Source organism: Microbulbifer maximicatervae (SeqCode) (assembly GCF_052466985.1).
Map to the genome: position 1 here is coordinate 2,938,037 of NZ_CP174298.1, position 26,609 is coordinate 2,964,645.

The 26,609-nt window shown below is 51.9% G+C and carries 20 protein-coding genes; 11 read left to right on the plus strand and 9 right to left on the minus strand.

The features are described 5' to 3' along the window. The first annotated feature begins 177 nt into the window (after window positions 1-177). From ACJJI3_RS13000 to ACJJI3_RS13040, 9 genes are all read left to right on the plus strand, one after another. Window positions 178-1,458: an efflux RND transporter periplasmic adaptor subunit gene (locus tag ACJJI3_RS13000; RefSeq protein WP_444939991.1), complete on the plus strand. Its 1,281-nt coding sequence runs from the start codon at window positions 178-180 to the stop codon at window positions 1,456-1,458. Between the two features lie 82 nt (window positions 1,459-1,540). Then, window positions 1,541-2,242, plus strand: a complete 702-nt coding sequence (locus ACJJI3_RS13005; protein WP_444919051.1) for an ABC transporter ATP-binding protein — start codon at window positions 1,541-1,543, stop codon at window positions 2,240-2,242. A gap of 12 nt (window positions 2,243-2,254) precedes the next feature. After that, window positions 2,255-3,568 carry an ABC transporter permease gene (locus ACJJI3_RS13010; protein ID WP_444939992.1) on the plus strand — a complete coding sequence of 438 codons (1,314 nt, stop codon included), beginning with the start codon at window positions 2,255-2,257 and terminating at the stop codon, window positions 3,566-3,568. A gap of 9 nt (window positions 3,569-3,577) precedes the next feature. After that, window positions 3,578-4,783 (plus strand): ABC transporter permease, encoded by a 1,206-nt coding sequence (locus tag ACJJI3_RS13015; protein ID WP_444939993.1) that lies wholly within the window; start codon window positions 3,578-3,580, stop codon window positions 4,781-4,783. Between the two features lie 137 nt (window positions 4,784-4,920). Beyond that, window positions 4,921-5,460, plus strand: a complete 540-nt coding sequence (locus ACJJI3_RS13020) for a nuclear transport factor 2 family protein (protein ID WP_444939994.1) — start codon at window positions 4,921-4,923, stop codon at window positions 5,458-5,460. 102 nt (window positions 5,461-5,562) lie between these two features. After that, window positions 5,563-6,915 (plus strand): sigma-54-dependent transcriptional regulator, encoded by a 1,353-nt coding sequence (locus ACJJI3_RS13025; protein WP_444939995.1) that lies wholly within the window; start codon window positions 5,563-5,565, stop codon window positions 6,913-6,915. Continuing rightward, a complete protein-coding gene (locus ACJJI3_RS13030) occupies window positions 6,915-8,240 on the plus strand; it encodes a sensor histidine kinase (protein ID WP_444939996.1) in 1,326 nt (441 codons plus the stop codon). The genes ACJJI3_RS13025 and ACJJI3_RS13030 overlap by 1 nt, the downstream gene beginning before the upstream one ends. Before the next feature lie 283 nt (window positions 8,241-8,523). After that, entirely contained in the window at window positions 8,524-10,836 is a 2,313-nt protein-coding gene (locus ACJJI3_RS13035; RefSeq protein WP_444939997.1) for an immune inhibitor A domain-containing protein, read from the plus strand. 147 nt (window positions 10,837-10,983) lie between these two features. Continuing rightward, window positions 10,984-11,268: a hypothetical protein gene (locus ACJJI3_RS13040; protein WP_444939998.1), complete on the plus strand. Its 285-nt coding sequence runs from the start codon at window positions 10,984-10,986 to the stop codon at window positions 11,266-11,268. Here the strand turns inward: ACJJI3_RS13040 and ACJJI3_RS13045 are convergent. Further along, window positions 11,265-12,227, minus strand: a complete 963-nt coding sequence (locus ACJJI3_RS13045) for an AraC family transcriptional regulator (RefSeq protein WP_282934202.1) — start codon at window positions 12,225-12,227, stop codon at window positions 11,265-11,267. The two genes, ACJJI3_RS13040 and ACJJI3_RS13045, sit on opposite strands and share 4 nt — an antisense overlap. 380 nt (window positions 12,228-12,607) lie before the next feature. Between ACJJI3_RS13045 and ACJJI3_RS13050 the strand changes: the two genes are divergently transcribed. Further along, window positions 12,608-13,750, plus strand: coding sequence for an efflux RND transporter periplasmic adaptor subunit (locus tag ACJJI3_RS13050; protein ID WP_444939999.1), 1,143 nt, complete (start codon window positions 12,608-12,610; stop codon window positions 13,748-13,750). Between the two features lie 99 nt (window positions 13,751-13,849). Further along, entirely contained in the window at window positions 13,850-17,041 is a 3,192-nt protein-coding gene (locus ACJJI3_RS13055; protein ID WP_282934204.1) for an efflux RND transporter permease subunit, read from the plus strand. A gap of 46 nt (window positions 17,042-17,087) precedes the next feature. Here the strand turns inward: ACJJI3_RS13055 and ACJJI3_RS13060 are convergent, their stop codons facing one another. The 8 genes from ACJJI3_RS13060 to ACJJI3_RS13095 form a co-directional block, all read right to left on the minus strand. Next, a complete protein-coding gene (locus tag ACJJI3_RS13060; RefSeq protein WP_444892827.1) occupies window positions 17,088-17,447 on the minus strand; it encodes a hypothetical protein in 360 nt (119 codons plus the stop codon). Between the two features lie 180 nt (window positions 17,448-17,627). Then, window positions 17,628-17,921, minus strand: a complete 294-nt coding sequence (locus tag ACJJI3_RS13065; protein WP_413664437.1) for a hypothetical protein — start codon at window positions 17,919-17,921, stop codon at window positions 17,628-17,630. Continuing rightward, the gene (locus ACJJI3_RS13070) at window positions 17,911-18,222 is read right to left on the minus strand and encodes a hypothetical protein (protein ID WP_444919036.1); all 312 of its coding nucleotides are present in this window, start codon (window positions 18,220-18,222) and stop codon (window positions 17,911-17,913) included. Before ACJJI3_RS13070 ends, ACJJI3_RS13065 begins: the two co-directional genes overlap by 11 nt. Window positions 18,223-18,317: 95 nt before the next feature. Next, complete coding sequence (locus tag ACJJI3_RS13075; protein ID WP_282934208.1) at window positions 18,318-18,590, minus strand: hypothetical protein; 273 nt, start codon at window positions 18,588-18,590, stop codon at window positions 18,318-18,320. Between the two features lie 240 nt (window positions 18,591-18,830). Further along, the gene (gene aceF, locus ACJJI3_RS13080; protein WP_444940000.1) at window positions 18,831-20,474 is read right to left on the minus strand and encodes a dihydrolipoyllysine-residue acetyltransferase; all 1,644 of its coding nucleotides are present in this window, start codon (window positions 20,472-20,474) and stop codon (window positions 18,831-18,833) included. Window positions 20,475-20,491: 17 nt separating this feature from the next. Further along, window positions 20,492-23,161, minus strand: a complete 2,670-nt coding sequence (gene aceE, locus ACJJI3_RS13085; RefSeq protein ID WP_444940001.1) for a pyruvate dehydrogenase (acetyl-transferring), homodimeric type — start codon at window positions 23,159-23,161, stop codon at window positions 20,492-20,494. A gap of 448 nt (window positions 23,162-23,609) precedes the next feature. Then, the gene (locus ACJJI3_RS13090) at window positions 23,610-24,188 is read right to left on the minus strand and encodes a class GN sortase (RefSeq protein ID WP_444919034.1); all 579 of its coding nucleotides are present in this window, start codon (window positions 24,186-24,188) and stop codon (window positions 23,610-23,612) included. A 2-nt stretch (window positions 24,189-24,190) separates the two neighbouring features. Beyond that, window positions 24,191-26,551, minus strand: a complete 2,361-nt coding sequence (locus ACJJI3_RS13095) for a marine proteobacterial sortase target protein (protein ID WP_444940002.1) — start codon at window positions 26,549-26,551, stop codon at window positions 24,191-24,193. Between the last annotated feature and the right edge of the window lie 58 nt (window positions 26,552-26,609).

Genomic DNA, 26,609 nt, shown 5'->3' on the forward strand with positions numbered 1-26,609 from the left:
ACACAAAAACCTAAAAAAGTTCTTTTATATCAACATGTTAAATGAAATTTAACTGTTGGCATGCTTATTGCGATACCCCTCCTAACAAGCAGATTCTTAACTCTGAATCCAAATTTCCAAAAGCCTGCATCCAAATAGCAATGACAGGCAAAACAGTAAGAGAAACGGAAAGCCGCAATGATTAGAGATACTTCCAGGCAAGATACCAAGATAGAAGCCGTGCCGGTTTGGAAGAACAAAAAGGTCGTCAAAGCCTCGGTATTTGCCAGTTTGACAGTGGCATTCCTGATCTGGGGTATCAACTCCTGGCACAGCAATAGCTCCGTCGACAGCACCCTCTCCCTGTCTCAAATCAATATCGCCCAGGTCCAGCGAGGAGACCTGGTACGGGATCTGGTGGTTCAGGGCCAAGTGGTCGCCGCAAACAGCCCCACGCTTTTCAGCCCTGCCCAGGGCATTGTGAAGTTTGCAGTGAAAGCTGGGGATACCGTTGACGAAGGGCAATTGCTGGCCACCGTCGACAGCCCGGAACTATCCAATCAGCTGGCCCAGGAAAACGCCCAATTCAACCAGCTGACGGTGAACCTGCAGCGCCAGAAAATCCAGGCCAAACGCCAGCATATGGAAAACCAGCAAAAGGCCGACCTCGCCAAAGTCAACCTCACCGCTGCCAAGCGAGAGTTGAGACGTGCAGAGCTGTCGATGGAAAAGCAAATTATCTCGCGGCTGGACTTTGAAAAAACCAAGGACGATATGGCCCGCGCTCAGCTGGAGTACGAACAAGCCGTACAAAATGCGGGACTGGAAAAAGAATCACTGACCTTTGAAACCCAGAACCTGGAACTCCAGGTCTCACAACAACGCCTTCAGGTAGAAGAAACTGAGCGCCGTGTACGCGAGCTGAACATTATCTCACCGGTCAACGGCACCGTCGGTAGCTTAGCTGTGGCACAGCGCAGCGCCGTGGGCGCCAATGCGCCACTTATTACAGTTGTCGATCTCACCAGTTTTGAACTCGAGGCCAAAGTGCCGGAGAACTATGCCGACGACCTGGGTATCAGCATGGCCGTGGCAATCAAGCTCGGTAGAAAAGAAATATCCGGGGAAATCACCGCAATCTCCCCCGAGGTCATAAACGGCCAGGTGGTTGCACGGGTTCGTTTCACTGAGAGCCAGCCGAAAAAGCTGCGACAAAATCTCCGCCTCACCGCCCGCATACTACTGGAAAACCGCAATAACGTACTGCTGGTCAAACGCGGCGGCTTTCTCGATCAAAGCGGTGGCAACCATGCCTTTCGCTTGAACAGCGAACAACAGGCGGAGCGAGTTTCCATCCAGATAGGCGCCTTTGGCTTAAAACAGGTGGAGATTGTCTCCGGCCTACAGGAGGGAGACCAAATCATTATCTCCTCCTCCGAGGAGCTCGAAAATGCGCAGCTGGTTGCGCTGACAGATTAACCCCGAATTCAAGATGGGGCTCTACATAGCCTCTTAGTAAATCAATCAATAATTTAAAGTTTAAGAAAAAGGGAATATCGCAATGTTGAAAATGAACAATATCCGTAAAAGTTTCCGTACCGATACTATCGAAACTCATGCGCTGCGCGATTTCAGTCTCGAAGTTAAAGAGGGTGAGTTTGTTTCTGTAACCGGTCCCAGTGGCTCCGGTAAAACCACCTTTCTCAACATCGCCGGCCTGCTGGAAACGCCCACCAGTGGTGAGTACCTGCTCGACGGTGAGAATGTCAGTAATCTCAATGACCGCCAGCGCTCACACCTGCGCAACGAAAAGATAGGCTTTATTTTCCAGGGGTTTAACCTGATTCCCGACCTGTCTCTGTTCGACAATATCGACGTTCCCCTGCGCTACCGTGGCTTCAATGCAAAAGAACGCCGCAAGCGTATTGAAAAAGTGCTCGAACAGGTAGGTCTTTCTGCACGCGCCAAACATCTGCCGGCACAGCTCTCCGGTGGACAGCAGCAGCGTATCGCTATCGCCCGCGCTTTAGCTGGCGAACCCCGTTTTCTGCTTGCGGACGAGCCCACCGGTAACCTCGACTCCTTAATGGCCCGCCAGGTAATGGAGCTACTGGAGTTTATTAACGAGTGGGGAACCACCATCGTGATGGTTACCCACGATCCAGAACTCGCTCGCCGTGCCCATCGCAACATCCAGATTGTGGATGGACAGGTTTGTGATTTACGTGCTGTCCCCGAGCAACCTGCTGCCGTTACTGCTTAAGGAGCCCGCACCATGTTTGGATACTATATTTCCCTGGCTTTGCGCAGCCTGCGCGGTACGCCAATCTTAAGCGGTTTGATGATCTCTGCTATTGCAGTGGGCGTGGGTGCCTCCATGACTGTGCTCACACTCAACTATATGATGTCGCAAAATGCACTCAAGCATAAAGATGATGTTCTTTTCGCTGTACAGCTGGATGGCTGGAACCCTAAGGAAACTGCCGATACAACCAATGAGATACCCTGGCAACTGACTTACCGAGATACACAAGCGCTACTACGCTCAGATATTCCAACTCGTCAGGTTGCCATGCATCGCTTCGGGTTTACGGTTCAACTTGAAGATTCCTCGATGCGTCCTTTTACTGCATCTACCCGCATCACAACACGCGATTTTTTCTCCCTTTTTGATGTGCCCTTTATTTACGGTGGCACCTGGGAAAATGAGGCGGACTCTTCTCATGTATCGGTTGTTGTTCTATCCAAGTCGATGAATGACAAATTGTTTTCGGGCGAAGACAGTGTAGGAAAAAATATCACCCTCAATGGCGAGCCCTTTACCGTTGTTGGCGTGATCGATCACTGGGAGCCAGCTCCTAAGGTTTACGATCTCAACAACAGTGCCTTTGCCAGCGCCGAAAAACTATTTGTCCCTTTCGGTCTACACAGGAACCTGGAGATATACAGTTGGGGGAACACCAATGGCTGGAAAAATGGAGAAGGCCATGGCTATGAGGGGTTCCTACAAAGTGAGGACATTTGGATACAGTATTGGGTAGAGATAAATAGTAGTGACCAAAAATCTCAATATGAAAATTTCCTAACTGCATATATTAATGGTGAAAAAACACAGGGGCGTTTTGAACGACCATTGAAATTCGCCTTGAGCAAGCCCTCTGAATGGCTGGTTCTCAATGAAGTCCTCAGAGATGATAACCGTGTATTGGGTTGGATATCTCTAGCTTTCTTATTAGTTTGCGTCATTAATGCAGTAGCTTTACTGCTGGCTAAGTTTTTGCGTAAAGCACCCGAAGCTGGTGTCCGTCGTGCCCTGGGAGCGAGTCGAGGCGCTATATTTACCCAACACTTAATTGAAAGCTCTGCCATTGGGGTGATCGGTGGTATCGCCGGAATATTTATTGCGTTCATGGGTATTAGTGGAATCCGCTACCTAGCCATGGGGCAAATGGATACTGTAGCTACGATGGATTGGGTAATGATGATTGCAGCCATCGGTCTCGCTTTGATTGCAAGCCTACTCGCAGGAATTTATCCAGCTTGGCGTATCAGCCGTACCAACCCCTCAATTTATCTGAAAACCCAGTAAGGCCGAATCATGTTGGAATTGAAACCTATGTTGTCTGCCCTCTGGCGCAACAAAATCTCAGCAATGTTAATTGCTATGCAACTAGCATTAACACTGGCGATCATCAGTAACATTGTGGTAATTGTACAGGATCGTATTGACAAGATAGCGCGACCGACAGGTATCGCTGCGGAAGAAATTATTGCTATAAATGTTATGGCAATCCCCCAAGATTATGACATGATCAGTGCAGCATCTTCTGATTTAAAATTGCTACGCGAACTTCCCCATATCAAGGATGCATCTGTCACACATCAAGTACCCTTATCACAATCAGGATCTGCTGGCGTATTTTATACGCAGCCGAATCAGGAAATCGGCGGGGTCGTCTCCAACCGTTACAATACAGATCCACACTTTATCAATACTCTAGGACTTAATTTAATTGCGGGTCGAAATTTTACAGATGCGGAAATGCAGCATTTTGACCCCAATGAAATTAGGAAAATGTCAGTTGCCATTATCACCCAGCAGTTCGCTGAAAAACTGTATCCTAACCAGGACGCAATCGGTAAACCTTTATATGATGGCAATAACCATCCAATAGAAATCATTGGTGTTGTCGAGAGACACCTAGGGGCTTGGGTAGGATGGTCAAATGCAGGTAATGTAACCTTTTTTCCTGTCGTTAGAAACACACAGGATATAAACTATTTAGTTCGAACTGAACCAGGAAAACTCAATGAGGTATTAAAGGTACTAGAGGAAAAGTTATCTGAACGTGACCCGCAAAGAGTAATAAAAACAAAAGTTCTTACAGAATATGTCGCCCGCAGTTATGCCCGCGATAATTTAATGGTTAAAGTCCTATCTATAGTTGCAACCATGCTTAGCTTTATTGTAGCTTTGGGTATCGTCGGTCTCACCATTTTTTGGATCAACCAAAGAGCCAAACAAATTGGTGTGAGACGGGCCCTCGGCGCCACCCGCACCAATATCAGTCGCTATTTCCTTTTGGAGAACGGGATCATAGCCAGCCTGGGAATTTCTGTTGGAAGTGCAGCAGCACTTATTGCCAATCAATACATGGTTCGGGATTACTCACAACCGACCCTAACGCTGGCTCCTTTGGCTATTTGTGCGTTGCTGGTCCTTCTTGTCAGCCTTGGAGCTGCACTTACCCCAGCGCTTCGAGCGGCAAATATTTCACCTGCAACAGCGACTAGGAGTGTTTAAATTAAAGTTGAGGGGGCAGCATTCTTGCCCCCCTAAAAAAAACACGTAATCATTACCTTTTTTAGCCCGTCTAAAACTCACAAACTTATTTAACGAACAGCTCCTGCTATAACTGCTAAATAATAAGGATATTATTCATGTTAAGACCCCCCCTATATTTTATGCTCATGGGAATCGTACTATTGAGTTCAGTTTCATTAGCTGAGCAACACGCTGTTATTCCTGGTCCCAAATTATCTCAAGAACTGACAGATGAAATTACAAAAGCTGACCAGCTCTTATTTGATGCATTATTCAATAACTGTGATCTAAGAGAGGCTAAAAACTGGGTTACCGATGACTTTGAAATGTACCATGACAAGTGGGGTCAAACAGCGAAGTCTGGAGAAGAGTTTGTCAAGGCCATTACCAATATGTGTAAACAGCGAGAGAATGGAAGTGGTATTCGTGCACGTCGTGAACTGGTAATCGAGAGCACTAAAATCTACCCTGTTAACCATTACGGTGCTATTCAGTCAGGCACCCATCGATTTTATGGCATCAATGACGACAAATCTGAGATCTTGCGGGAAAGTTCACAGTTTACTCACCTCTGGAAACAGGTAGATGGAAAGTGGCAGCTCTCGAGGGTGCTCAGCTTCGACCATAAACCTGCTGAGCAACATAGCGGCCACTAACTCTCCCAGATCTATTTGTGGCAGGGAAAACCTGCCACAAGCATTCCCCCTCGCCATCAACACATTGCATAATAGGCGCCTTAATAGCGTGTCTTAGAAACTATGGACAAAGTACTTATTATTGACGACAACAGCAGTATCGTTTCCGCCCTGGAGATCCTGTTGTCCCTGCATGACTTGCAGCCACTTTGTGCGATTACTCCTCAAGCCGGATTACAACTGCTGCGAGAGAACAGTGATATCAGCCTGGTTATCCAGGATATGAATTTCACCGCTGATACAACTTCTGGACAAGAAGGCAAAGAACTGTTCTTCGCGATTCGGGAGATAAATCCAGATCTCCCGATCATTCTTCTGACAGCTTGGACCCAACTGGAAATGGCTGTCGAGTTAGTCAGAGCTGGTGCTGCTGATTACCTGGGTAAGCCCTGGGATGACAATAAACTAATATCCACAATTAACAATTTATTGGAACTGGGAGAACTACAAAAGCGCCAGCAGGCATCCCAGCAACAAGCTTTGAATGCTCGCAGCCAATTACGGGAGGACTTTCTCCTACGAGGCATAATTTACCGCAGCGATAAAATGCAAAAGCTGTTGGAGATGGCCACTCAAGTAGCGAAATCTGAAGTTCCCATCCTGATCACAGGGCCAAATGGGGCCGGCAAAGAGAAGATTGCTGAAATTGTCCAAGCGAACTCTTCATCGAGAGAAGGGCCTTTTATTAAAGTTAACGTGGGAGCACTGCCAGAAGATCTGATGGAAGCAGAGCTGTTCGGAGCCGAACCTGGAGCCTATACCGGCGCCGGCAATCGGGCACGGGAGGGTAGGTTTGAGGCCGCCGATGGCGGCACCCTATTCCTCGACGAGATTGGCGAGCTGTCACCCAGTGGCCAGGTGAAACTACTGCGCGTACTACAAACCGGGGAATTCCAGCGTTTAGGCAGCAGCCAAACCCGCAAAACCAAAGTTCGGGTAATCAGTGCTACCAATAGAGATCTCCACAAGGCTATCGAGGAAGGCAAGTTTCGCCAGGATTTATTTTATCGACTCAATGTTATAGAGCTGCGCCTTCCGCCACTGCATGAGCGCCCTGAGGACATCGCCCCCCTCGCAATGAGCTTCCTCGCAGAAAGTAGCAACTCCAAAAAACTATCTCCTCAAGCATTAAATGCCCTTACTCGCTATCATTGGCCCGGCAATGTACGGGAGCTGCAAAATGTTATGCAGCGAGCGGCCGTCCTAAGTCAGGAGGATACTATCGATGAAGCCGTCCTGGCACTTCCTGAGCAAATGACAACCGATAAAGTGGAAGTGAGTTTTGAGCCCAGCCGCGAGTTGCTACAAGAGACTCTATCCAACTGCAATGGCATTATTGCCCAGGCTGCGCGAGAACTCGGCATGAGCCGCCAAGCACTATACCGCCGCCTGGAAAAACACGGTATACCCTATTGATGTCGAAATATTTTTCACTTGAAGGCCGCCTTATTGCAACAGCGGCCATTCCCTTAGTCGCCGGTATTACCATATCCTGGCTCAGTACTCGGGCTGGTTTTAGCCCATCACTCGCCTGGTCAGCGGGACTTATCATTTCATTGCCGTTTTTAATTGTACTGGTTCGCCTTATAATTGCCCCCCTAACTAGCACCCTGAAATCATTACAAAACGGCCTGCTAAATTTCCGTGACGGCGATTTCTCAATCTCCCTAGTACACCCCAAGGATAGTGAACTCCGACAAATAACAATTCTTTATAACGAGATAGGGGAACACTTACGCAAGGAACGTGCCCATATTTATCAACGGGAACTCCTTTTGGATACGGTTATCCAAACATCACCCCAAGCTCTTCTACTAGTGGATCAAAACGACCGTATTATTTATTCAAACAGTAGTGCCAAACAACTACTTAATAACGGAAGACCAATACAAGGACTACTTTTATTGAGGCTTTTATCCAAGAGCCCCAAAGAAATAGCCAGTGCCATTAACAGCTGGAAGAATGGACTGTTTAATTATACCGATATAAATGGTCCCCACTCCATGCATATCGTAAATAGCACTTTTGTTTTAAACACGCAAAAACATCGCCTAATCGTGTTACGCGAAATGACCCGTGAGTTGACTCGTGCGGAGGTAGAAGTTTGGAAAAAAGTTATCCGTTTAATCAGCCATGAATTGAATAATTCTCTAGCCCCAATTTCATCGCTCGCGCATTCTGGAAAAATGTTGGTTACAAAGCCTGGTAAAGAACAGGCTTTGGAAAAGGTTTTCGATATTATCGCAGACCGCTGTAAACACCTGACAGAGTTCACTCAGGGATACGCCTCTTTTGCCAAACTACCCGCTCCAAGCTGTGAGACTATTAGCTGGCAGGAACTGGTCAATCGCATAATGCCAATTCAAGCTTTCTCCCTAAAGGGAAGCCTGCCAGACAAACCCGGTTACTTTGACCCCATCCAGATAGAGCAAGCCCTACTAAATCTAATTAAGAATTCACGAGAAGCTGGTAGCGATAGCAAAGATATTGAACTTGAAGTTAGTACCGACAATTTTGGACAGAAGCTGGTTCTCTCCGACCGAGGCTGCGGGATGAGTGAGAAAGTACTTGAGCAGGCACTACTTCCCTTCTTCTCAACAAAAGAGCAAGGCGTGGGCTTGGGATTAGCTCTTTGTAGAGAAATCATTGATGCGCATGATGGGTATATACAGCTTTTGAATCGTCCCAATGGAGGGTTGCAAATCTGTCTCTGGCTGCCATGGAAAAACAATAAAAATTAGATGCGCAATAAGTTATACTACAGAAGCCATCCAAATAGGGAAATAATCCCCAATAACATTATTAGGAAATTTATCCGCGATAAAATGAACATCACACTTTAGTTTAAAATTATGCAAAACCCCCATAAATTTATTGCTGCCTAATCATCTTAAAACGTCATCCCTCTGTAGCTAATAATAAAAAACCTGAGCTGCCATAACTCGAAATCCGACTATTTTAGTAAGTTTTATTTATGTCTAATTTCGAAACTTAAAATCATCTCGGAACGCACAAGAAGGGATCATGCTAAAATTAAACAGTTTGCTCTCCGCCAGCACACTTGCACTGAGCCTGATGGCAGTCAATGCCCAGGCGATTAATTCACATCAAAAAGGTGGTGATCAAGTTGACTTGGTCATTGTCAATGAAGCCAAATTAATTGATATGCTCAAGCGCTCTGGGCGCATCAGCCAAGATGCCTCTATTGCAGAAGCTGAACGCACTTTAAAGGTTTACTTAAAAGAGCGGGCCACCCATAGCATTAATGGGGCTCAAGATCTTTCCAGCGATACCGTAACGATGATGCGCGATGCCCGAGGAGGACATCACCCCCGGCTTAAAAGGGGCAAAGGCCCCCTTCACCGCAACCATGGCAGCCGCCACCCTAGAAACATTCAACTAGAGAGCTACGACGGTGAAGCCCAAACTGCACGGGTTCTCGCTATATTGGTGGAGTTCCCCGATTTTCCCCATAACAGCATCGAGCCCGGGGAAAGTGATATGTACTACGCGGATTACGCCGCGGAACATTACGCTGACTTACTTTTCTCCCAAAACGGCTTTGAAGGCCCCAATGGGGAAAACATGCTATCCATGCAACAATTTTACTGGCAGCAATCCGGTAACAGCTACTCAGTTGAAGGCTCTGTAGCAGGTTGGTATATGGCTAGCCAACCAGCAGCATATTACGGCAATAACACCGATGGTGATGCTCGCTCCCTAATTCGTGAGGCCCTGGAAGCTGCAGCTGCCGACCCCACAGTAAACCTGTCAGATTTTGATATTGAAGACCGTTACGACTTGGATGGTGATGGCGATTTTTGGGAAGCAGATGGTTTGGTAGACCACATCATGATCTTCCACTCCTCGGTTGGTGAAGAAGCAGGTGGCGGGCAACTGGGTGAAGACGCCATTTGGTCTCACCGTTGGAACCTTGGCGGAGTCTATTCACTTGAAGGAACTACTGCGGAGGTAGATTACTGGGGCGGCACTATGGCTGCTTATGATTACACCATTCAGCCGGCGGACGCTGCTGCAGGGGTTGTCAGCCATGAATATGGCCATGATTTGGGCTTGCCCGATGAATACGATACCGATGGTAGCGGTCGCGGTGAACCCGTCTCCTCCTGGTCCATTATGTCCAGTGGTAGCTGGGCCGGTATTATTCCGGGTTCAGAGCCCACCGGCTTCTCTGCCTATGCCAAGGAATACCTGCAACACAACCATGGTGGGAACTGGCTTCATGGTGAAACTATTGCACTAGATGAAATTCCTCGCCGCGGTATCGAGTTGCTACTCGATGAAGCGGTTAATAAGGGGACCAATAACGATGCAGTCCGAATTGACCTACCAGCAAAACAAGAAATAGTTACCGAACCCAGCAGTGGAGAATACGCCTACTTCAGCGGTAGCGGCAACAACCTGCAAAACTCTATGACAATATCTGTTGATCTGAGCAATGCAGAAACAGCAAGCCTCTCTTTCAAAGCTTGGTACGACATTGAGCTGGATTGGGATTACGCCGCGATCATGGTAGATTCCGGTGATGGCTTTGTCTCCATTCCTGGTTCAGTAACTACAGATACCAACCCCAACGGCACCAACCCAGGTAATGGTATTACTGGTAGCTCCGAGGGCTGGATTGACGTTGCATTCGATCTAAGCGCTTACGCCGGGCGAGAAATTAGCCTTTCACTTGCCTATATTACTGATGGCGCCGTAGCGAATTCAGGTCTTTTTGCCGATGACATCAGCATCGAAATTGATGACACAACATTCCTTTTCGATGATGCTGAAACTGATGGCAACTTTAGCCTTGCAGGCTTTAGCCGAAACCCAGGCTATCTCGAGCACGATCACTACTACTTACTCGAATGGCGTACGCATCGCGGCGTTGATGCCGGATTGGCACATGTGAATGTAGCCGGCGAGATGCTCACTTTCACAGAAGGCCTCTTGGTTTGGTACGTAGATTCCAGCTACGACAATAACTGGGTTGGCGTTCACCCAGGAAACGGCTTCCTCGGAGTTGTTGATGCCGACCAAAATGTATTGAGATGGAGTGATGATTCCGTTGCCAGTACCCGCTATCAGGTTCACGATGCCACATTTAACATCGAAAGAGCCGATGACATGGTTCTGGATTTACTCGAGGACTACGGCATACTCCTAAGTGACACTCACAACCGCCGCTACCCATTGTTTAATGACACCCGGAGCTATGGCAGCGAAGAAATACCAGATGCCGGTCGCGCTATCACGCCTTACGGCTTAAAGGTTCGGGTCGTATCTCGCAGTGGAGATAAATCTGTAGCCAAAATACGCGTAACCAAGTAAAAACAGACGGCGCCGTTATGGCGCCGTCCCCAATTTAACAAATAGAATAAAATTACCGCTTAAAGCAAAGCCTTTAATTTGAGCAAAATTCCCTTCTCCAGCTAACCTGAATGCCAGAAACTTTTTTCATCATTCAGGCGTTCATTTATGGAAAAGCCTCTAGACAACTCCCGTCGCCACTTTCTTAAGCTGTCAGGGACATCGCTACTTTTAATTCCTGCCATATTTATTGCTGCACCCTCAGTTCAGGCTCAAATCAAAGCGCAAAAAGACAAAGTAAACTACCAGGATACTCCCAAGGATGGGAAAAAATGCGTGGACTGCCAGCTGTTTGAGCCGCCCAATGCCTGCCTGGTTGTGGAGGGCGATATCAGTCCCGAAGGGTGGTGTAGCTTATTTGTTTTGAAGCAGGGCAACCCAGTTTCAAATTAAGCTGGGACCCGTTGTTCACCGCGCAATTTAATCACGTCCGCGCGGGGCGGAAGACCAAACATGCGGCTGTATTCACGACTGAAATGAGAGGGGCTCTCATAGCCAACCCGATAGCTGGCGGAGGCCGCTTCCAGCCCCTCGGTCAACATTAGGCGCCGCGCCTCATGTAAGCGCAGCTTTTTCTGGAACTGCAACGGAGACATGCGGGTGATCTGCTTAAAGCTGTGATATAGGGATGACTCACTCATATTGGCCTGGTCGGCCAAGTCACTGATACGCAGCGGCTCTGAGAAGCGGTCTTTCAGCACTTCAATCACCCGGGATACCCGGTTCGCCTGGCTATCTACCATGGCAAACTTACGCATCCGCGCGCCGATCTCCCCCATCAGGGCGCGATAGATAATCTCACGCCGGGCCAGTGGCGCCAGTATCGGGACATCTTTAGGACTATCCAGCAAGGAGACCAGCCGGTTTAGCGCATCGAGCATACCGTAATCCATTTTGGTCAGGCACAGGCCGCAGCTGACTTCGGGGCAGTCGTAGCCAGCCTCCACACCCGGCGCCTTATCACCTAGCTCCATAACCAGGTCTGCCACCTCTTGCGGATCGATCGTTATCTTTACGCCGAGAAACGGAGTATCCAGGGAAGCGTCTTCAACACGCCCCAGGATCGGTAAGTGCACTGAGGTTGCCACATAGCTCAGCGGCATATAGGAAATTTCCCGGTCTCCCAGCTCCAAGGTCTTGCGGCCTTGAATAATAAAATTCAGGGACGGTGTATACACCGATGCCGCACAGGCTCCCGGCTCGTTGCAGCGAATCAGGGAGAGACCACCCAGTACTGTTTCATTTAATCCCTGTTCCGGTGCCTGACGCATCAGGGAGGCAATCAGTTTCTGCCGTATCGACTCCATATCCATGGCGACAGAGTTGAATTCCGCTCTTTTTTCAATGCTCATATGCTCCCCTTGTGCCCGCTAACAATTCCACGACTCAACACGAAGTGGCACAGAGTATACGGAGTTTTAGGCAATTTTCGTGCAGTTTTGCAGGATTGGGCAATTACTGTGCAGTAATAGGTAACCATAACCGATTAACAGCCCTACAGTCGCTGTAATATCTTAATCACTTTTTGCGATAACTAGTTATATATCCAGTTCTTTACACGTCCTCCAGAATGTGATCCTTCCAACCCAAAAGCACGCCTTAAGTAGAAATAGGCAATCAATTAACAGTTCCCGAATACCGCAACCAACTTGGCCACCGCTAGAGTTACGCCCTTACTGGGAGAAGCACCCAATAGCCCTTCCCCCTCCGTAGCAAAGGGAGTACACGCGTAATGGTAAGAAAATTAACGACGGTTTTATTCGGCGTATCTGCACTGGTACTCGCCGGCTGCAACAGTGACGCACCCAGCGGTCAACAACCGCCTCCCCCAGCCGTGGAGGTCGCCCAGGTATCTGCAGGAAATACGACATTGTGGCGCAGCTTTACCGGCCGTGTGGCAGCCCCAGAAACCGTTGAACTGCGCCCACGGGTTAGCGGCTATATCGACAAGGTTTCATTTGCCGAGGGAACTCTGGTCAAACAGGGCGATGTCCTGTTCACCATTGACCCCCGCCCTTACCAAGCTCGCGAACGCGCCGCCCGCGCAGACCTGGCTCGGGTTCGCAGCGACCTCTCCTATAGCGAGAAGCAAGCCGGCCGAGCAAAACAGCTACTCAACAGCAAAGCCATCTCCCGCGAAGAATACGATCGGCGTATCGCTTCGCGAGATTCGGCCCGAGCGGCCCTCAGCGCCGCCGAGGCAGCACTGGAAAATGCCCAGTTGGACCTTCAATACACCGAAGTTAAAGCACCAATAAGTGGCCGAGTAAGCCGCGCCCTGGTTACTCAAGGCAATCTCGCCAATGCCGACAGCACCCTGCTGACAACGCTGGTCTCTGTCGACCCAATGTACGTGTATTTCGAAAGTGACGAACAGACTTTTGCTAAGGGACGCGACTTACTTAATAGCGGGCAAAAACCTGCTGTGCGCATAGGTCTCGCCGGTGAGCAGGGCTATCCACACAGTGGGGAGCTGGACTTTATTGATAACCGCCTGAACAGCCATACCGGCACTATTCAGTTCCGCGCTGTGGTTAACAACAGGGATGGCTTTTTCAGACCGGGGCAATTTGCCCGGGTGGAAATGCCAATTGAAGAGGTTTCACAGGCAGTTTTAATCAATAGCAAAGCAGTTCTTACCGATCAGGACCGCCGCTATGTCTACATCGTCAACGACAGCAATGTCACCGAAAAGCGACCCGTGGTCGCTGGCCAACGCCAAGGTGACCTCGTAGTTATCCGCAGCGGCCTGGAGCCCGGCGAGAAAATTGTGGTGAATGGCCTGCAAAAGATTTTCTTCCCTGGCATGCCCGTCGCACCGGAAATGGTGGCCATGCAGGAGCAGGTAAAGGCGACCCAAGTCGCTGGCCACTAAACAAAGAGCAAGGGGCTTGCCGAAGTGAGCCCATACATTCAGCTAATCCTATCAATGGAATCCGAGCGGCTGACTAAGTCGCTCTCGGAGTAGCAGTATATGAATTTTTCCCGTTTCTTTGTCGACAGACCGATATTTGCATCCGTGTTGTCGATCATTATTTTCGTCGTCGGCCTGATCAGTATTCCCTCACTGCCGGTCAGCGAATATCCCGAAGTTGTGCCCCCTAGCGTGCAAGTGAGTGCTCGCTATCCCGGCGCTAACCCTAAGACGATCTCAGAAACTGTAGCCACGCCGCTGGAAGAAGCGATTAACGGCGTGGAAAATATGATCTACATGAAGTCAGTGGCAGGGAGTGACGGCACCCTGACTCTGAACGTGACCTTTGAGTTGGGCACCGACCCGGACCAAGCCCAGGTACAGGTGCAAAACCGGGTGTCCCAGGCCCTGCCGCGCCTACCCGAAGATGTCCGCCTGCAAGGTGTTACTACCCAGAAGCAGTCGCCAAACCTGATGATGGCGGTGCACCTGATTTCACCGGACGATAGCCTCGACGCTACCTATATTCGCAACTACGCCGTACTGCATATTCGCGATGAGCTATCGCGCATTCCCGGCGTGGGTCTCGCCGCCGTATTCGGTTCCGGTGACTACGCCATGCGCTTGTGGGTGGACCCGCAGAAAGCCGCCGCCGTAGGCATTACTGCTGCCGATATTGTCAGTGCCGTGCGCGAGCAGAACGTACAGGTTTCCGCCGGCCAGATCGGCGCCTCCCCCATGCCGAACGGCTCCGACTTCCTGATTTCCATTAACGCCAAAGGCCGCCTGGAAAGTGAAGAGGAGTTTGGCGATGTTGTACTCAAGACCGGCAATAATGGTGAGATCACCCGCCTGAGAGATGTGGCCCGTGTAGAGCTGGCCTCTTCCCAGGACTCCCTGCGCGCCCTGCTCAACGGCCGCCAGGCTGTCGCTATCCCTATTTTCCAATCACCCGGCTCCAACTCACTGGAGGTTTCTGCGGCGGTACGGGAGAAAATGGCTGAACTGGATGACCAGTTCCCGGAAGGCCTCAAATGGGAAGTCGCTTACGACCCCACGGTTTTTGTTAGCACCTCCATCAGCTCAGTGATCAAGACCCTACTGGAAGCTGTACTACTCGTGGTTCTGGTAGTTATCCTGTTCCTGCAAACCTGGCGCGCCTCACTGATCCCGCTGTTGGCCGTGCCGGTATCTATTGTCGGCACCTTTGCGGTGCTGTTAATGCTGGGCTTCTCAATCAACACCCTAACCCTGTTCGCCATGGTGCTGGCCATCGGTATTGTGGTGGATGACGCCATTGTGGTGGTGGAAAACGTCGAGCGGAATATCGAGGAGGGACTGACGCCTTTAGCCGCTGCCCACCAGGCCATGCGCGAGGTGAGCGGTCCGATTGTCGCGATCAGCCTGGTGCTCTGCGCGGTGTTTGTGCCCATGGCATTCCTGGACGGCATCACCGGCCAGTTCTACCGCCAGTTTGCCACCACTATTGCCATCGCCACCATTATCTCCGCGATCAACTCTCTGACTCTATCTCCGGCTCTGGCGGCAACTCTGTTGAAGCCTCACGGCGCCAAACCGGATATGCCCGCGCGCATTATTGAGCGTTTGTTCGGCTGGATATTCCGCCCGTTCAACCGCTTCTTCCAGCGCAATTCCGAGCGCTACCAGCGAATCGTGGGTGGCAGCCTCAAGCGTCGCGGTATCGTATTTGGTGTTTACCTGATATTGCTTGGCGGTACTTTCGCCCTGTTCCAACAGGTGCCCGGCGGCTTTATTCCAGTTCAGGATAAGACTTACCTGGTGGGCAGTATCCGCCTGCCGGAAGGTGCTTCTCTGGACCGCACCGAGGAAGTTGCTCGCCGCGTGAGTGAATTGGCCCTGGAAACCGAAGGTGTTGCCAACGCCGCGGCCTTTGTCGGCTTCAATGCCCTGCAAGGTACCAACACCCCCAACGTGGGCACGGTATTTATCCTGTTCGACGATTTCGATGAACGTGAGCGCAGTGCCCAGGAAATCGCTGCGGAGCTAAATGGCAAGATCTCACAGATCAAGGAAGGCTTTGCCATGACCTTTATGCCGCCGCCCATCTTCGGTCTGGGTGCCGGCTCCGGCTACTCGCTCTATGTTCAGGACCGTCGCGGTGCCGGCTACGGTGAGCTGCAAAACGCCACCAATATGTTGGCGGGCGCCCTGAGCCAAGCCAGTGGCCTCAGCTACCCCTTCAGCTCCTACCAGGCCAATGTGCCGCAGATGGACGCGGAAGTGGATCGACTACAGGCCAAGGCTCAAGGTGTGCGCATGGACGACTTGTTCGGCACCCTGCAGCTCTACTTCGGCTCTATGTATATCAACGACTTCAACCTTTTCGGCCGCACCTACCAGGTCGTTGCCCAGGCTGATGCACCCTTCCGCGATGAAGTGCAGGATCTCGATAATCTCTACACCCGCAATATGAATGGGGAGATGGTACCCATCAGCACCATGGTGACCCTGCGCCAGAGTTACGGACCCGATCCGGTGATCCGCTACAACGGCTATCCCGCAGCCGACCTGATGGGGCAGTCTGATCCCAGCATGCTGTCCTCTTCCGAGGCACTGGCAGCGGTTGAGCAGGTTGCCAGCCAAGCCCTGCCACCGGGCATGCAAATCCAATGGACTGACCTCAGCTTCCAGCAGGTCAACCAGGGCAATGCCGCCATGGTGGTTTTCCCTCTTGCAGTACTACTGGTATTCCTGGTGCTGGCCGCCCTCTATGAAAGCTGGGTAATGCCACTGGCGGTGATCCTGATCGTGCCCATGTGTCTGCTGGCTGCACTATTCGGTGTCTGGGCTACTGGCGGCGACAACAATGTATTTGTTCAAGTCGGGCTGGTTGTACTGATGGGGCTCGCTTGTAAGAACGCTATTTTAATCGTGGAATTTGCCCGCGAACTGGAAATGGAAGGCAAAGGCACTGTCGAGGCTGCACTGGAAGCCTGTCGCCTGCGTCTGCGCCCGATCATTATGACTTCAGTCGCCTTTATTGCCGGTGTTGTTCCACTGGTATTGGCCGGCGGCGCTGGCGCTGAGGTGCGCAATGCCATGGGCATTACCGTATTTACCGGCATGATCGGTGTAACTCTGTTTGGCCTGTTCCTCACTCCGGTATTTTATGTTGCCCTGCGCAAGATTGCCGGCGGCAAACTATCAGCTGCCCGCACTACAGATAGCCAGGAGAGTAACTTACCTCTGGAGCAAGTAGCTAACACCTAACCCCGCTTAGCCCGAGCGCATAAATGCTATGCGCCCGGGCTTTTTTCTATTTGCGCGTTTCCTTTTTCCAGCGGGCTCTCGGAAATAAAATTACATACACCCGAATCAATAATCCCATGGGTACACAAAAAATAATAACGATCACCCCCAGAAGGGCTCGCATATAGTCACTGCCCTCTTCGTGCTTCTCAGCGCGATCCCACAGATAAGACTGGTAACAGTGATCCGGCCCATCTATTGGCATCAAGGTGTAATTAATCACCCGTTCCAAAAATCTCCAATAATGGCGAAAACGGGTTTCCGTCACTCTGGAAAAATATCCACAGCGTGCCGATATTGTTGCATCGGGATTACCACCGGCAATGGCATTTCCCAGCTGATCCACTGCGACAATAACATTTCGCATCCAGCTTCTATTGGCACCCCTCATTATTAAACCTGTTTAAATCGGCATCCCAAAATAAAACGATCCAGTCTTAATTTTTACTCCACTCAGGAAAAAACAATGGAGTCAAAATAAACTGCGTGCCCCCATACCGCCATCTCACATCGGCTCAAAAAGCGGCACTAGTGGAAAATTACTCGGTCAGTAGAAACTGTAACTCAACTCAAACGGTGAATAAGGTCCTTCACACCAATCACCGGTATCCAATTGATAGCAGTGCACACCCTCGGCAATACAGTTATCGAGACTTCCCATATAGGGATCACCGGCCAGGCAAAAACGCGGGAATGCAGTAAGTTCATCCGGTGGCACCGGAGTAGTTTTGTAGGTGTAGTAAGTTGCCGTGCCGGTTAAGTCATAACCGAAACCGTCAGCCACGCAGCCCGCCAGGGACTGCGCTACAAGAATAAGAAAAAAAACAACGCTAATTTTCATAGGAAATACAACGCCTTCCACCGGAAATGTCAAAACAACGGGCACTGGGTGGACAAATAGAACCCGGCGCCAGCTCCTCAGAATCTCCCGGGCAGCTTGTTGGAGACGCAGGCGCATCTGGCACATGGGAGGAATGAGAAGAGTGAGAAGAGTGAGAAGAGGGATAACCCCGGTATTCCGCATGGCGGGGAATTGGCGGGCTTACGGGATAAACCACTTGATTGCGCGTATCGGGGGTTCCACAACCCTCAAGGAATACACCCATCGACAAGGCAGAAATAAATATCGCAAACTTTTGCATGGTAGCGCTCCGTATCAGCACCGCGCGGACAGAATCCACGCACTTTTAGATCCGGCTATTTCGCAACAGCTCCACACTAGGCTCAGCTACTGTCGTTAGTAAACCCGCAATATAGGGAAAAACCAGGCCATGGAGTCCTGCAAGCTATCTACGCAATCCGCCGCCTCGCATTCGCTTTTGGCGGTAAGGGGTTGTGGGTATTTTGTGTGATTACTGCCGACTTCCACAAAGCTGGCGCTTTGTCCGGCAGCCTCTGCCTCATAAAAGAAAGGGTCTTCGCCCTCCACTTCGTCCGCAGGCAAAAACAAGCAGCCCTGCATCGCAAATACCGCCACAAGCGGCAACGCGAATTTCCTTGTAGGTCCCATAATCCGACACCTCACATTTTCAGTGCTGCGATGATAGTAGCCTCTCTGTGAGTCTAGCTGCCGAGGCATTAGCAGCCAGCAACCCAGAATCGATTTGCGCGTAAATCATCTTATTGATGTTTTTCGCGGCGAATATTTCATTTCCACTTAAAGGCTAACTTACTTATATGCAATTTAGCCCTGACTATAAAAAAAGCGGCCGATTGGCCGCTTTTTTTACTGACTTTAACTCGCTGGCAATTACAGCAACAGTCTGCGTACATCCGCCAGCACGCTGACCAAGTAAGTCATAAAGCGTCCGGCATCTCCGCCATTTACTGCGCGGTGATCGTAGGAGAGCGCCAAGGGCAACATTTGACGAGGCTCAAAATCCTTGCCGTTCCACACCGGCTTCATCGCCAGCTTGGATACTCCGAGGATACCAACTTCCGGAGAATTGACGATCGGGGTAAACCCGGTGCCGCCGATAGCCCCCAAACTGGAAATGGTAAAGCAGGCGCCCTGCATCTCGTTGGGCTTCAGCTTGCCATCGCGGGCTTTAAGGGCCATTTCAGTGGCCTCGGCCGCCAGCTCGTACAAGCCTTTCTTATCCACATCGCGGATAACCGGCACCATTAAGCCTTTGGGTGTATCTACTGCCATACCCACATGCACATAGTCCTTGCGCACAATGTGCTCGCCATCGTTGTGCAGGGACACATTAAAGTTGGGCTCTGCACGCAGGGCCGCAGCTACCGCTTTCAGCAGGAAAGGCACTGGAGTGAGCTTCACTCCGCGCTTCTCCGCCTCGGCCTTCATGGACTTGCGGAAGGTTTCCAGCTCTGTGATATCCGCATCGTCAAACTGGGTGACGTGAGGCACATTGAGCCAGTTGCGCGACATGTTGGCTGCGGTGATCTTGTGGATCTTGCTCATCGGCTCCACATTCACCGCGCCAAACTGGCTGAAGTCGATATCCGGCATCTTGGCGATACCGATCCCACCGCCGACACCAACCGCACCGCTCTCAGCTTTCTTCACCTGCTCGCGGATGTAATTGTGCAGATCGTCCTTGGAGACCCGGTTGCGCGGGCCGGTGGGCTTCACCTTATTCAAGGTAACACCCAACTCGCGGGCCAGTTTGCGCACGGCGGGGCCGGCGTAAACCTGGGCTGCTGCGGTGAGGTCGCGCTCCAGCTGATAGTCTTTCTGCGGCACTGCCGGGGGCTCAACAGACGCAGATGCCTGCTGTGGCGCGCTCTCGGCAGGCGCTGTCGCTGCAGGGGCTGCAGCTGTAGCCGCAGGCTCGGCGGCGCCTGCAGCAACTACTTTCAATACGCCCAGGGTGTCACCCGTGGAAACCTTATCGCCTTCTTTTACCGCGATAGAAACTACGGTACCGGCGCTGGGGGAGGGCACATCCATAGAGGCTTTATCGCCTTCCACCACAATCAGGGAGTCCCCCTCTTCAACCGCATCACCGGGCTGCACACTGATCTCGATCACATCAACCGCATCAGCGCCACCCAGATCCGGGATCTGGATCGTTTCTTCTTTCGGCTCGCCGCTCGGCGTCGCCACAGGGGCTTCAGCCACAGGCTCTGCAACGGGTGCAGCTTCTTGCTTGGCGGGGGCCGCAGCGGGCTCCTCTGCCGGCGCTTCCGCCACATCGGTTTCGATTTCCCCAATCACGTCGCCTTCAGAGACCTTATCGCCCTCTTTCACGCTGATGCTGAGGATTTTGCCAGCCACTGGGGCTGGCACATCCATGGAGGCTTTATCGCCCTCCACCACAATCAGTGAATCCTCTTGCGCGACGGTATCGCCGACAGCAACAGAAATTTCAATCACATCCACCTGATCGGCACCACCGAGATCAGGCACTTTAATGACTTGTTTTGCCATAGGAGTTCTGCCTTCTCTTAGCTGATGCGTGGATTAACTTTTTCGGCGTCGATATTGAGCTTCACGATTGCTTCCGCAACCTCTTTCGCATCAATAACGCCCTGCTTGGCCAAGCCGTTCAGTGCGGCGATCACCACGTAGTTGCGATCCACTTCGAAGAAGCGACGCAGCTGCTCGCGGCTGTCACTGCGGCCGAATCCATCGGTACCCAGGGTGGTCAGTTCACCGTCGATAAATTCGCGCAGTGGCTCCACATAGGAACGGATGTAGTCGGTGGAGGCGATAACTGGGGAGGTATTGCCTTCGAACTGCTCAGTGATCCAGGCTTTGCGCGGCTCGGCTTCCGGGTGCAGCATATTCCAGCGCGCCACATCCTGGCCTTCACGGGCCGATTCCACAGCGGAGGTGAGGCTCCAGACATCGGAGGTCACACCGAACTGGTCGGCGAGGATATCCGCCGCTGCCAGTACTTCGCGCAAAATAGTACCGCCACCAATCAGCTGTACATGTTTCTTCGCCGCTTTGCCCTTGGCGCCTTTCTTGACGTTGGACTGCAGCTTGTAGATACCGCGAATAATGCCCTCTTCCACGCCCTGAGGCATTTCCGGCTGCAGGTAGTTTTCGTTCTCGATAGTGATGTAGTAGAAGAGGTTCTTCTGCTCTTCGTACATCTCTTTCAAGCCGCGCTGCATAACTACAGCCAGCTCATAACCGTAAGCCGGATCGTAGCTGCGGCAGTTGGGGATAGTGGAGGACAGTACGTGGCTGTGGCCATCCTGGTGCTGCAGACCCTCACCGTTCAAGGTGGTACGGCCAGCAGTGGCACCGATCAGGAAGCCGCGCGCCTGCATATCGCCAGCGGCCCAGGCCAGGTCGCCGATACGCTGGAAGCCGAACATGGAGTAGTAGATATAGAAAGGCACCATCGGCACGCCGTGGTTGCTGTAGGCAGTAGCCAACGCCATCCAGGTGGACATGGCACCGGCTTCGTTGATGCCCTCTTCCAGCACCTGGCCTTTCTTATCTTCCTTGTAATACATGATCTGGCCGTGATCCACCGGGGTGTAGCGCTGCCCCTGGGAGGAATAGATACCCAGCTGGCGGAACAGGCCTTCCATACCAAAGGTACGGGCTTCATCGGGAACGATCGGCGCAATGTTCTTGCCGATATTCTTGTCTTTTACCAAGGCTGCGATAGCGCGGACAAATGCCATGGTGGTGGAGATTTCGCGCTCACCGGAGCCTTTGGTCAGTGCGCTGAAGGCATCGAGACCGGGAACTTCCAGTTTCGGGCACTCAACCGGGCGACGGGGAACCGGACCGCCCAGGGCCTTGCGGCGCTCCGCCATATATTTCATTTCCGGGCTGTCCGGAGATGGGCGGTAGTAAGGGACCTCTTCCAGCTCTTTATCGGTGAGCGGAATGGCAAAGCGATCGCGGAAACGCTTGAGGGAATCCAGATCCAGCTTCTTCACAGAGTGGGTATCCATCGCCGCTTCACCGGCGGAGCCCAAGCCGTAACCTTTAACGGTCTGGGCCAGGATCACGGTGGGCTGGCCTTTGTGGGCCATCGCCGACGCGTAAGCTGCGTAGACTTTATAGGGGTCGTGGCCGCCGCGATTGAGCTTCATAATCTCATCGTCGGACATATCCTTAACCAGCTCCAGCAGCTCCGGGTATTTGCCGAAGAAGTGCTCGCGGGTATAATCGCCGCCGTTGGCCTTGAAGTTCTGCATCTCGCCATCGACCACTTCGTCCATGACTTTCTGCAACAGGCCTTTGTCATCTTTCTCCAGCAGCGGATCCCATAGGCGACCCCAGAGTACTTTGACAACATTCCAACCGGCACCGCGGAATACGCCTTCCAGCTCCTGCACGATCTTGCCGTTGCCGCGTACCGGGCCGTCCAGGCGCTGCAGGTTACAGTTAACCACGAACACCAGGTTTTCCAATTGCTCGCGGCCGGCCAGGGAAATTGCGCCCAGGGTTTCCGGCTCGTCACACTCACCGTCACCAAGGAAAGCCCACACTTTGCGATCGCCGCGCGGGGACAGGCCGCGGGCAGACAGGTAGCGCATAATGTGCGCCTGGTAAATCGCCTGGATCGGCCCCAATCCCATGGAAACTGTGGGGAACTGCCAATACTCCGGCATCAGCCAGGGGTGCGGGTAAGAGGACAGGCCATTGCCGTTCACTTCACGGCGGAAGTTGTCCAGCTGCTCTTCATCAAAACGCCCTTCCAGGTAGGAGCGAGCATAAATACCCGGTGCGCTGTGGCCCTGGAAGAAAATCAGGTCGCCGCGCTCTTCACCTTCATTGCCACGGAAGAAGTAGTTAAAGCCCACATCGTAGAGTGTGGCCGCAGAGGAGAAACTGGAGATATGGCCACCGAGGCCATCGTCATTCTGGTTGGCACGTACCACCATCGCCAGGGCATTCCAGCGAATCAGGGAGCGAATGCGGCGCTCCATAAATAAGTCGCCAGGCATACGCTTTTCCGCATTGGGCGGAATGGAGTTGCGATAGGGAGTGGTGATTGCCGCAGGCAATTGTACGCCTACATCGGTAGCGCGGTCAGACAGCTGCTTCAGGAGGAAGGCTGCGCGTTCTTTGCCGCTATAGCGGATAACCGCTTGCAGCGCGTCCAGCCACTCCTGCGTTTCGAGGTTATCGGTATCTTCGTGCATCAAGTGCTCCTCGGCGAATTAGGCGACGTCGAGTCGGTCTATTTCTCAAAAATCGGTACGCGGGCAAACTACAGCGCGAGCAAAAAAAAGCTTCCTTTTTTTCTTGGTTCCGCCAATTCACCAACTTTGTTGGCGTAAATGCAAAGTTTGTGAATCTTTACTCGAATATGACGGTGAGGAAAGCGGCGCAATTGATTGCCGCAAGTGCCTAGTTTGACTGTGATTATTTGTTCCGGGGCCCGCGCAGACTGGCGGACAAAACCCCATCCCCGGTTGTTAGCGGAGGGAATTGTAGTATTACTACAAAAAATTTTCCAGATAGGACGGTTAGTAACAAATAAAACAAAAGAGCAAAACAATTATTTGCCGTTTAGCCGTTTCGCCGGAACATTTAGTGGAATTTTTGAGAAAATGAACTACAAAATCGAGTCTCAAACAAAGACATCAGTCACAGCTGAACCAGCTCCCCACCGGGTTGATATTCAGCGTAGACCAAGTAACGCAGCGGGCCACCAGCCGCCAGGGCATTAAAGGGGTAACAAGTCACCAGCAATAAACCCCGCTCGGCAAAGATCGGCAAACGCTCTCTCTCACTGTCCACAATTCGCATTTCCGCAACCCGATAAGTATGCCAGCGTCCGCGTTTATCCTGCAGGTAAATGGAGGTACCCCGCCTGACACGCTCTAATCCCGCAAAGTGAGTATCCCGGTGTGCGGCAATAACCGTGGTGCGAGACTCGCCGGGATTGCCGGACCCAGCTAAGAGACCAGGACCGAAAGCCAACGCCTGGCCACTACCGCCGCTGAGGACAATTAATGGCGACTGCCCTTCCAACTTTAACTTGGCCACAGGCCAGGTGTCCGCCCAGGGCCAGGGCTTTTGCAGAGCCCCGCCCTGTAGCTGTTCTTCCCAAGCACTATTAATCAACACTTGGGCCAATTCTGCCTTGGCCAGAAGCCAGCTGGCTGAACCCAACTGCCACAACCCCGTTCCCAAGCAAAGCATAAAGAGCAGTGAGCGAGCCACGCTTACACACCTCCCCGTTGCAGAGGAATAGCGCCGCTGGGTTGACGGGGGTCTGGTAAAACCCTGCGCAGGAAGGAGCGCAGGGCTCGGGTCAAGTTGCTGCGCAAGGCCCGACCGCGTTGGAAGATCGCCGCAAACATCAACAATACCGCCGCTGCCAATAACTGCCCGTAGAGACCTGTAGCAGTTTGCGGATAGGCCTGGCGCTGTAGCACTTGCCCTTTAGCCACCATATTGGTGACCGAGCTGCGAGATAACTTCTCTTCAGCGCTGCGCACAACTTCCTCTTCGACTGCAACAAAACTGGTATAGGGGCTGGCAAGTTGATGCCTCAGGGCAATCTGCAAAATCTGTTCGCGCAAAGCCAGCCCCGCATCCGACTGCTCTCCTGACTGAAGCTGCCGGTCCCGCAGAGAATCTATCTTGCTGCGCGCCCAGACACTGCCGATGCCTGAAGTATCGCTACCACTCTCTACTTTCAGAGCGAGTTTGCGCACAAACTGTTTACCTGCCATTCGGCCCCGCAGCTGGATATCTCCCTGCAAGAGATCACCCTGCACCTTGGCCACCAACTGCATAGGCTCACCGTTATAGAGATCCGGGATACGCTTGGGGTAGGCATCCGCGACGACTCCCTGGGGCCAACTGAGTTGCAGGTCTGTAGCCATAGGGTTTTCCAACTTGGCGAACAGAGCCTGCATACGCTCACGAACTTCGGAAATATCACCGATGGTGACGAAAGTACCGCGCCCAAACTGAGCAGCTTTGCGCATAAAGTGGCTATTGGGAGCCGAACCAATACCCACTGTAAACAGCCGGGCGTTATGCAAGGACTGGCTAATTAACTCGAACAGGGCCCGCTCATTGCCCACCGCACCATCTGTAATAAATACGACTTGCTGAACGGTACTGGTGTCGTCCTGCATTTGCTGACCGAATGCCATTCGCAAGGCCGGCGCCATTTCTGTACCCCCCTCCGCATTCAGGTTTTCGATTTCCTGACGCGCACGGCGGATATTCTCCGCGCTCGCCGCTATCGGGCGCGGGAAAAATGCGCGGGTTGTACTGTTAAATTCAATAACGTTAAAGCGATCATTGCTGTGCAGGCGAGACAGTGCCAGGGTAAGGCTCTCCTTCGCCTGGCGAATAGAATTGCCAGACATGGAGCCGGAAGTATCGATCACATAAATCACTTCCCTCGGTAAACGCTGCGCAGAGGTACCGTCGCTGGGTGGCAGCAGCATGACCTGCAGATAAGCACCAGCCTGCTCTTCTACCCCCTCTTGCGCTGTGATTTTCTCGCTAAACAATGCCGCCCGCGGCATAGCAGAAGCGCGCGGCTGCCAATTCAATAAGAAATCCCGATCCATTGCAGCTGTTTCATCGCGCAACTGAATCCGATAGCGACCGTCACCTCGGTTATCAATATCAATCTGGTGATAGGGGCTATCGATTTTTGCTAGCGGCAGTCCGCCATGCAGATCCACCTCGATAGAAATATTATGACTACCCAGTGCCTCTAGCTCCTGCGCTGGCTGCATAAACGGAGTTATCGACGCAGCATCCGGCACTTGATTAGTGGGCAGTGCCCAGCCACTACTCTCTGCCACCAACTCCTGTTCATCGCCGTTCAACGCCTGGGAGGGTATTGGCTTGCCAGGGATATAGCGCGGGGTCAATGTGGTGGGCATGCGCAGTGAAAAAACGCCGCTGTCATAATTAACCGGCTGCAAGTAGCGGATATTAATTTGTACCATCTCATCGGGGGCAATATTGGCCACTTTATTGGTAAACAGGTTCGGGCGCTGCTGCTCGAGAAGAGCTGCACGCTTACCCGCCGCACGAGCAGCCTTATAAATCCTGGAGGCCTCTTTCCGCTCACGCACCTTGCCAACAATACGGCGTTCACCCACCTGAATTTCAAGCCCCACCACCGCAGCTTGCTCAGGCAGTGGTAATGCATAAACTGCTTCCTGCCAGCCGTCGGTGGTATTCTTGAATTGCTGCTGAAGCTCGACTTCCGCTACCAGACCCCGCACGGAAATACTGACCTGACTTTTCAGGTGCACCGCTGGAATATACTTTCCGGACTCATTGCCAGTAAAAAGTAAGTCCCCGCCCTTTACATCGTCCAGAGTAACTGCCTCGGTGAACTCCTGCTGGATCGCATCACTCACAGAGGGAAGCTCCTGGGCATTGACCTCTGCCCCGATTGCCGCAATGACTACCGCCAATACCACCACAATAAATAACAGCCAGCGCCCAGCACCACCGGTCCTCTGGCGGCGACGATAGTATTCCTCTGTCGGCAACATCAGATCGTCTTTATGGAACCGCTGCCCAAATAACATCACCCTGTTCACTCACTTACCTCCACTTTTAAATTGGATGTTGAAGTCATTAAACAAGGAGGAGCTGGCG